Origin of the sequence: Enterobacter sp. EC_64, from assembly GCF_019584165.1 — a bacterium.
Taxonomy (GTDB): domain Bacteria; phylum Pseudomonadota; class Gammaproteobacteria; order Enterobacterales; family Enterobacteriaceae; genus Enterobacter; species Enterobacter roggenkampii.
Map to the genome: position 1 here is coordinate 26,098 of NZ_VDAS01000033.1, position 6,917 is coordinate 33,014.

The window sequence follows — 6,917 nt, forward strand, 5'->3', positions numbered from 1 at the left end:
TTGAACATTATTAAATCTAAAAATCATTTGTTCAATAGCGGAGCGATGATGATACCACTTCTCGACGCGCGGAATATCAGCAAGCAGTTCTCAGGCGTGCCGGTTCTAAAAGGCATTGATTTCACGCTGCTTGCGGGCCAGGTGCACGCGCTGATGGGCGGGAACGGCGCGGGAAAATCGACGCTGATGAAGATCATCGCCGGAGTCGAGACGCCGGATGAGGGTGAAGTTTCCGTCGAGGGGCAGTCATATGCGCGGCTGACGCCCGTGCAGGCGCACAGGCTCGGCATTTACCTCGTGCCGCAGGAGCCGCTGCTGTTCCCCAACCTGACGGTGCGGGAAAACATCCTGTTCCGCCTGCCGCGCGAACGCGATCGGGAAAAGCGGCTGGCGGAGAAACTTGAGCAGCTGCAGTGCCGGCTGAACCTCGACGCCGCCGCCAGCACCCTGGAAGTGGCGGATCAGCAGATGGTGGAGATCCTGCGCGGATTAATGCGCAACGCCAGGATCCTGATCCTCGACGAGCCCACGGCCTCCCTCACGCCGGGCGAAACCGAACGGCTGTTTCGTCAGATCCACGCCCTGCAGGCGCTCGGCGTCGGGATCGTGTTTATCTCGCATAAGCTGCCGGAAATTCGCATGCTGTCGAGCCACGTCTCGGTGATGCGCGACGGCGCGGTGGTGCTCAGCGGTGAAACCGCGCAGTTCGACGATAACGCCCTGATCGCCGCCATGACGCCGGTAAGCCGCGAGAAATCCCTCAGCGATACGCAAAAGCTGTGGCTGGCGCTACCGGGCAACCGTCGCACCCAGCCGCAGGACTTTCCGGTGCTCCGGGTGGAGGATCTTACCGGGGAAGGGTTTATCGATCTCAGCCTTGAAATCTACGCCGGGGAGATCTTCGGCCTGGCCGGGTTGGTAGGCTCCGGGCGCACCGAGTTTGCCGAAACGCTCTATGGCCTGCGGCCTGTGCGCGGGGGGCGCGTCTGGCTGGAGAACCAGGACATCACCGCCGTACCGGTAAGTTCACGTCTGGACAAAGGCCTGGTCTACCTGCCGGAAGACAGGCAGGTGTCCGGCCTGTTCCTCGACGCGCCGATCCGCTGGAACACCGTGGCGCTGAACGAGCCGTCGCTCTGGCAGCAGCGCAAGCGGGAGTCTGCGGTGGTGGAGCGCTATCACCGGGCGCTGGGGATCAAGCTCAACCATGCGGATCAAACCGTGCGCACGCTCTCCGGCGGCAACCAGCAGAAGGTGCTGCTGGCACGCTGTCTGGAAGCCAACCCGTTATTGCTGATCGTCGACGAGCCGACGCGCGGCGTGGACGTCTCGGCGCGCGCCGATATCTACCAGCTTATCAAAAGCGTGGCGGCGCAGAACGTGGCGGTGCTGATGATCTCAAGCGATCTCGATGAGTTTCCCGGCCTTGCCGATCGCGTGCTGGTGATGCATCAGGGCGTACTCAGCGGCGAACTGCCGCGCCATGCCGTCAGCCTCGACAGAATGATGGCGCTGGCGTTTGGAGGGCAATCATGAAGATCTTACTGAAAAAACGCGAGCTGAGCGCGTTTCTCGCCATTCTGGCGCTGTTCGCCGTGCTGGTGGCGCTCAATCCGTCGTACCTGAGTTTGCAGACGCTGGGGATGATTTTCGCCAGCTCGCAGATCCTGATCCTGCTGGCCATCGGCGCGGCGCTGGTGATGCTGACCCGCAATATCGATGTCTCCGTCGGCTCCACGGTCGGGCTCTCCGCCATCGCCGTCGGCGTGGCGCTCAACAGCGGCTACAGCCTGCCGGTTTCCATTCTCTTCGCGCTCATGGTTGGCGCGCTGGCCGGGGCGTTCAACGGGTTGCTGGTGGTGGGGCTGCGCATCCCGGCGATCGTCGCCACCCTCGGCACGCTGGGGCTGTACCGTGGAGCGATGCTGCTCTGGACCGGCGGGAAGTGGATTGAGGGGCTGCCGCCGGGGTTGAAATCCCTCTCTGAGCCTGCGGCCATCGGCGTGTCGCCCCTTGGCATGGTGGTGTTGATTTTCGTGGTCACCGGCGCGTGGACGCTGTCGCGCACCGCGTTCGGGCGTGATTTCTACGCGGTGGGGGATAACCTCGCCGCCGCGCGCCAGCTCGGCGTGGCGGTGAATCGCACCCGCATGATCGCCTTTACCCTCAACGGCATGCTGGCGGCCTGCGCCGGAATTGTCTTTGCCGCGCAGATTGGCTTTGTGCCGAACCAGACCGGCAGCGGGCTGGAGATGAAGGCCATCGCCGCCTGCGTGCTCGGCGGCATTTCGCTGCTGGGCGGCACGGGAACGCTGGTGGGCGCGCTGCTCGGCGCCTTCTTCCTGACGCAAATCGATACCGTGCTGGTGTTGTTCAGGCTCCCGGCGTGGTGGAACGACTTTATCGCCGGGCTGGTGCTGCTGGGCGTGCTGGTGCTCGACGGACGTCTGCGCCAGGCGCTGGCGCGTCACCAGCGGGCGCTGAAGTACGGCCGCTTCCAGCCGGGCAACAGAGGGGGAAAGCACGTCACCCCCTTTCCCAAACGTAAAAAAGAGGTGGCGTAAATGAGGCTTAACTGGGAAAGCGCGCTGCTCATTTTGCTGGTGCTGGAGATCCTGCTCTTTGGCGCCATCAACCCGCGCATGCTCGACGTCAACATGCTGCTGTTCAGCACCAGCGACTTCATCTGCATCGGAATTGTGGCGCTGCCGCTGACGCTGGTGATTATCAGCGGCGGGATCGACATCTCCCTCGGCTCGACCATCGGCCTGTGCGCCATTGCGCTGGGCGTCATGATGCAGGCGGGGTGGCCGATGGCGGTCGCCGTTCCGCTGACGCTGCTGCTGGGTCTGCTGTGCGGGCTGGTAAACGCGGCGCTGATCCACTACACCGGCATCAGCCCTCTGGTGATCACCCTCGGCACGCTCTACCTCTACGGCGGCGGCGCGCTGCTGCTCTCCGGCATGGCGGGCGCGACGGGCTACGAGGGCATCGGCGGCTTCCCGGACAGCTTCACGGCGTTCGCTAACCTCACGGTGTTGGGTCTGCCGATCCCATTGGTCTTGTTCGCGGTAATCACCGTCTTCTTCTGGCTCATTACCCACCGCGGGCGCTTTGGCCGTCATCTGTTCCTTATTGGGCAGAACCCGCGCGCGGCGCGCTATGCGGCGCTGCCGGTGAACGGCATGCCCTACGTGCTGTACGGCCTGGTGGGCGTGGCCTCGGCGATTGCCGCGCTGGTGATGGTCTCCTATTTCGGCTCCGCGCGTTCGGATCTGGGGCGCGATCTATTAATGCCTGCGCTCACCGCCGCCGTGCTCGGCGGAGCCAATATCTACGGCGGGTCAGGTTCGGTTGTCGGTACGGCGCTGGCGGCGCTGCTGGTGGGGTACCTGCAACAGGGTTTACAGATGGTCGGCATCCCCAACCAGGTGTCGAGCGCGCTGTCGGGGGCGCTGCTGGTTGTGGTGGTGATGGGGCGTTCGCTGAGTCTGCACCGCGAATGGGTGCGATCTCTCTTTAGAAAACTATCCGGAGCGTAAGATGAAAACAAAACTGCTCGTCCTGGCAATGGCCCTCAGCTTCGCTTCGGCGCAGGCGGCGGACCGCATTGCCTTTATCCCGAAGCTGGTGGGCGTCGGCTTCTTCACCAGCGGCGGCAACGGTGCGAAAGAGGCGGGGAAAGATCTTGGCGTGGACGTGACCTACGACGGCCCAACCGAGCCGAGCGTCTCCGGCCAGGTGCAGCTCATCAATAACTTCGTCAACCAGGGCTATAACGCCATTATCGTCTCCGCCGTGTCGCCGGATGGGTTGTGTCCGGCGCTGAAGCGCGCGATGCAGCGCGGCGTCAAGGTCCTGACCTGGGATTCCGACACCAAACCGGAGTGCCGCAGCATCTACATCAATCAGGGGACGCCGGAACAGCTGGGCGGCCTGCTGGTGGAGATGGCGGGCAAGCAGGTCACCAAACCGAACGCGAAAGTGGCGTTCTTCTACTCCAGCCCGACCGTCACCGATCAGAACCAGTGGGTGAAAGAGGCGAAGGCCAAAATCGAGAAAGACCATCCCCAGTGGCAGATCGTCACCACCCAGTTTGGCTATAACGACGCCACCAAATCGTTGCAGACCGCCGAAGGGATCTTAAAAGCCTATCCGGATCTGGATGCGGTCATCGCCCCGGACGCCAACGCGCTTCCTGCTGCCGCGCAGGCGGCAGAAAACCTGAAGCGGGAAGGGGTGGCGATTGTCGGGTTCAGCACGCCGAACGTGATGCGCCCGTACGTTGAGCGCGGCACGGTGAAGGCCTTCGGCCTGTGGGACGTGGTGCAACAGGGCAAAATTGCGGTCAATGTCGCCGATCGTTTGCTGAAAAAAGGCGATCTTAACGTTGGCGACAGCGTGGACGTGAAAAATATCGGGACGCTGAAGGTCGAGCCGAACAGCGTGCAGGGCTACCAGTATGAGGCGAAGGGCAACGGCATCGTGCTGCTGCCGGAACGCGTGGTGTTCACCAAAGAGAACATCAGCAAATACGATTTCTGACGGGGGAGCAAATGGCTGATTTAGACGACATCAAAGACGGCAAGGATTTTGGCATCGGCACGCCGCAGCAAAATGTGCCGTTCACCCTGAAGGGCTGCGGCTCGCTGGACTGGGGCATGCAGTCGCGGCTGGCGCGCATCTTCAATCCGCAGAGCAACCGTACGGTGATGCTGGCCTTTGACCACGGCTACTTTCAGGGGCCGACTACCGGCCTTGAGCGTATCGACCTCTCTATCGCGCCGCTGTTTGGCGAAACCGACGTGCTGATGTGTACCCGCGGCATCCTCAGGAGCCAGGTGCCCGCCGCGACGAACAAACCGGTGGTGCTGCGCGCCTCCGGCGGTAACTCGATTCTGGGCGAACTTTCCAACGAGTGCGTGGCGGTGGCGATGGAAGATGCCCTGCGCCTGAACGTCTGCGCGGTGGCGGCGCAGGTGTACATCGGAAGCGAGTTTGAACATCAGTCGATCAACAACATCATCAAGCTTGTCGATGCAGGGGCGCGCTACGGCATGCCGACGCTGGCGGTAACGGGCGTGGGGAAAGAGATGGCGCGTGACGCTCGGTATTTCTCGCTGGCAAGCCGCATCGCCGCCGAAATGGGGGCGCAGTTCGTCAAAACCTACTACGTGGATCAGGGTTTTGAAAAAGTGACCGCCAGCTGCCCGGTGCCGATCGTTATCGCGGGGGGCAAAAAGCTGCCGGAGCACGAGGCGCTGGAGATGTGCTGGCGCGCGATAGACCAGGGCGCGTCCGGCGTGGACATGGGGCGCAACATCTTCCAGTCCAGCGCGCCGCTCGCCATGCTGAAGGCGGTGAAGAAAGTGGTGCACGATAACTGGAATGCCCGTGATGCGTTCCAGTTCTGGCAGGAAGAGAAACAGGGAGAAGCAAAATGAACGTGACGCTGGTAGAGATCAACATTAAGCCCGAGCGGGTGGACGAGTTTCTGGAGGTGTTTCGCGCCAACCATGAGGGCGCAATCCAGGAGCCGGGGAACCTGCGTTTTGACGTATTGCAGGACCCGAGGGTGAAAACCCGGTTCTTTATCTACGAAGCCTATAAAGACGAAGAGGCGGTGCTGGCGCATAAGCAAACCCCGCACTATCTCGCGTGCGTGGATAAGCTGGAGGAGCTGATGTCGGAGCCGCGCAAAAAACGCAGCTTTGTCGGGTTATTGCCGGAGTAATGGTCTTGCCCGGTGGCGCTGCGCTTACCGGGCTTTTGGGGAAAAGGTGGAATGGTTTTGTAGGCCGGATGAGCGTAGCCCGCCCGGCTTTTGATTTTGCTTTACTGCGCTTTTTTGGCTGCGTCCTGCATCTCTTTCATTTTTTGCGCGGCCGCTTGCTGGCTTTGGCGTAGGTTTTCGCTCGCGGCAACCAGAAACTCAGGATGATTAGCCAGGTAGATAGATATCGCTTCACCCATTTTTTCCGGATGGGCGGTAAAGTAATCCTCGGCGATTTTGCCGATTTCCGTCTTCTGCTCAGCGGTAAACTCAGCGGCCTGGCTCAGCGCCGGTGCGGTCAGTGTGACGAAAACGGTCAGAACGAGGAAGGGGTGCTTTATGAAAAACATGATGGGTACTCATTTCAGATTAAGGATGTTAACCACGGGCGGCATAACCCGGCCATAGTCGTTTATGGTTTGCCAGCGTATTTCGCAGCGAGGCGCCTTCTGGCACTCGTCCATTGTTCGCTGGCTAAAAGGGGCAATGATGCCCGCGTTATCAATGGATTTGTTGTTAATACGCGTCTGGAAGAGCGTCACGTAGTAGGGGGTCGGGTTCTTCACCACGAGCTGGTTTGCTGAATATGACCAGAGGATTTCCCGATACGCGTTTTCTGGATTGCCGTTTAATCCCTCAGGGCGATAGAACACTTTAAAGCTTGAACGTACGGCCATTTGCACGTTGTCGCTGCTGGTCTTACTGGCTGGAATGGTTGAGATGCTGAGGGTGAAAAGCGTTTCACGGTCAGCAGGCAAACCCTCATCGGCACGAAAAATCCTGATGCTATTTTCGCGTCCGCCCTGTAGTGCAAAAAGCGCGGGCGTTGCAACAAGCGCCGAGGTCGCCTGGGGGGCAGAGGTTGCCCCTGGCCAGTTTCCGCCAGCATAAATTTTTGCGCTGACCAGCCAGGGAAGCGTGGATTTATTGCGCACTGAAACGGTAATGGAGTGCTGTTTTTCAGGATAGACGAAGCGTGTCCCCCCTATCACGACGCCTGCATGCGCAAAAGAGATGAACGTTAAGAGTGCTAAGGAAGGTGCGAACAAGTCCCTGATATGAGATCATGTTTGTCATCTGGAGCCATGGAACAGGGTTCATCATGAGTCATCAACTTACCTTCGCCGACAGTGAATTCAGCAGT

At 60.6% G+C, this 6,917-nt stretch carries 8 protein-coding genes; 6 read left to right on the top strand and 2 right to left on the bottom strand.

Features of this window, described 5'->3' with window-relative positions; all coding sequences use genetic code 11:
- Window positions 1–48 precede the first annotated feature (48 nt).
- The 6 genes from lsrA to lsrG are packed head-to-tail and all read left to right on the top strand — an operon-like array spanning window position 49 to window position 5,734.
- The gene (gene lsrA / locus FHC52_RS19990; protein WP_220420221.1) at window positions 49–1,536 is read left to right on the top strand and encodes an autoinducer 2 ABC transporter ATP-binding protein LsrA; all 1,488 of its coding nucleotides are present in this window, start codon (window positions 49–51) and stop codon (window positions 1,534–1,536) included.
- A complete protein-coding gene (gene lsrC, locus FHC52_RS19995) occupies window positions 1,533–2,564 on the top strand; it encodes an autoinducer 2 ABC transporter permease LsrC (RefSeq protein ID WP_126289378.1) in 1,032 nt (343 codons plus the stop codon). Before lsrA ends, lsrC begins: the two co-directional genes overlap by 4 nt.
- The gene (gene lsrD / locus FHC52_RS20000; RefSeq protein ID WP_023294622.1) at window positions 2,565–3,542 is read left to right on the top strand and encodes an autoinducer 2 ABC transporter permease LsrD; all 978 of its coding nucleotides are present in this window, start codon (window positions 2,565–2,567) and stop codon (window positions 3,540–3,542) included. It begins immediately after the preceding gene.
- Window position 3,543: 1 nt separating this feature from the next.
- A complete protein-coding gene (gene lsrB, locus FHC52_RS20005) occupies window positions 3,544–4,545 on the top strand; it encodes an autoinducer 2 ABC transporter substrate-binding protein LsrB (RefSeq protein ID WP_025912529.1) in 1,002 nt (333 codons plus the stop codon).
- 11 nt (window positions 4,546–4,556) lie between these two features.
- Window positions 4,557–5,444 carry a 3-hydroxy-5-phosphonooxypentane-2,4-dione thiolase gene (lsrF, locus tag FHC52_RS20010; protein WP_106105412.1) on the top strand — a complete coding sequence of 296 codons (888 nt, stop codon included), beginning with the start codon at window positions 4,557–4,559 and terminating at the stop codon, window positions 5,442–5,444.
- A complete protein-coding gene (gene lsrG, locus FHC52_RS20015) occupies window positions 5,441–5,734 on the top strand; it encodes a (4S)-4-hydroxy-5-phosphonooxypentane-2,3-dione isomerase (RefSeq protein ID WP_008503162.1) in 294 nt (97 codons plus the stop codon). Before lsrF ends, lsrG begins: the two co-directional genes overlap by 4 nt.
- Before the next feature lie 101 nt (window positions 5,735–5,835).
- On the opposite strand, the gene FHC52_RS20020 is transcribed toward lsrG, so the two are convergent.
- Together FHC52_RS20020 and FHC52_RS20025 are read right to left on the bottom strand one after the other, a co-directional pair.
- Window positions 5,836–6,123: a hypothetical protein gene (locus FHC52_RS20020; RefSeq protein WP_021242358.1), complete on the bottom strand. Its 288-nt coding sequence runs from the start codon at window positions 6,121–6,123 to the stop codon at window positions 5,836–5,838.
- Between the two features lie 9 nt (window positions 6,124–6,132).
- A complete protein-coding gene (locus FHC52_RS20025) occupies window positions 6,133–6,765 on the bottom strand; it encodes a fimbria/pilus periplasmic chaperone (protein ID WP_310572721.1) in 633 nt (210 codons plus the stop codon).
- Window positions 6,766–6,917: the final 152 nt, after the last annotated feature.

What these genes read in the sequence shown, in the direction of transcription:
- lsrA (WP_220420221.1), top strand. Translation starts at nt 49, where the DNA reads ATGATACCACTTCTCGACGCGCGGAATATCAGCAAGCAGTTCTCAGGC.
- lsrC (WP_126289378.1), top strand. Translation starts at nt 1,533, where the DNA reads ATGAAGATCTTACTGAAAAAACGCGAGCTGAGCGCGTTTCTCGCCATT.
- lsrD (WP_023294622.1), top strand. Translation starts at nt 2,565, where the DNA reads ATGAGGCTTAACTGGGAAAGCGCGCTGCTCATTTTGCTGGTGCTGGAG.
- lsrB (WP_025912529.1), top strand. Translation starts at nt 3,544, where the DNA reads ATGAAAACAAAACTGCTCGTCCTGGCAATGGCCCTCAGCTTCGCTTCG.
- lsrF (WP_106105412.1), top strand. Translation starts at nt 4,557, where the DNA reads ATGGCTGATTTAGACGACATCAAAGACGGCAAGGATTTTGGCATCGGC.
- lsrG (WP_008503162.1), top strand. Translation starts at nt 5,441, where the DNA reads ATGAACGTGACGCTGGTAGAGATCAACATTAAGCCCGAGCGGGTGGAC.
- FHC52_RS20020 (WP_021242358.1), bottom strand. Translation starts at nt 6,123, where the DNA reads ATGTTTTTCATAAAGCACCCCTTCCTCGTTCTGACCGTTTTCGTCACA.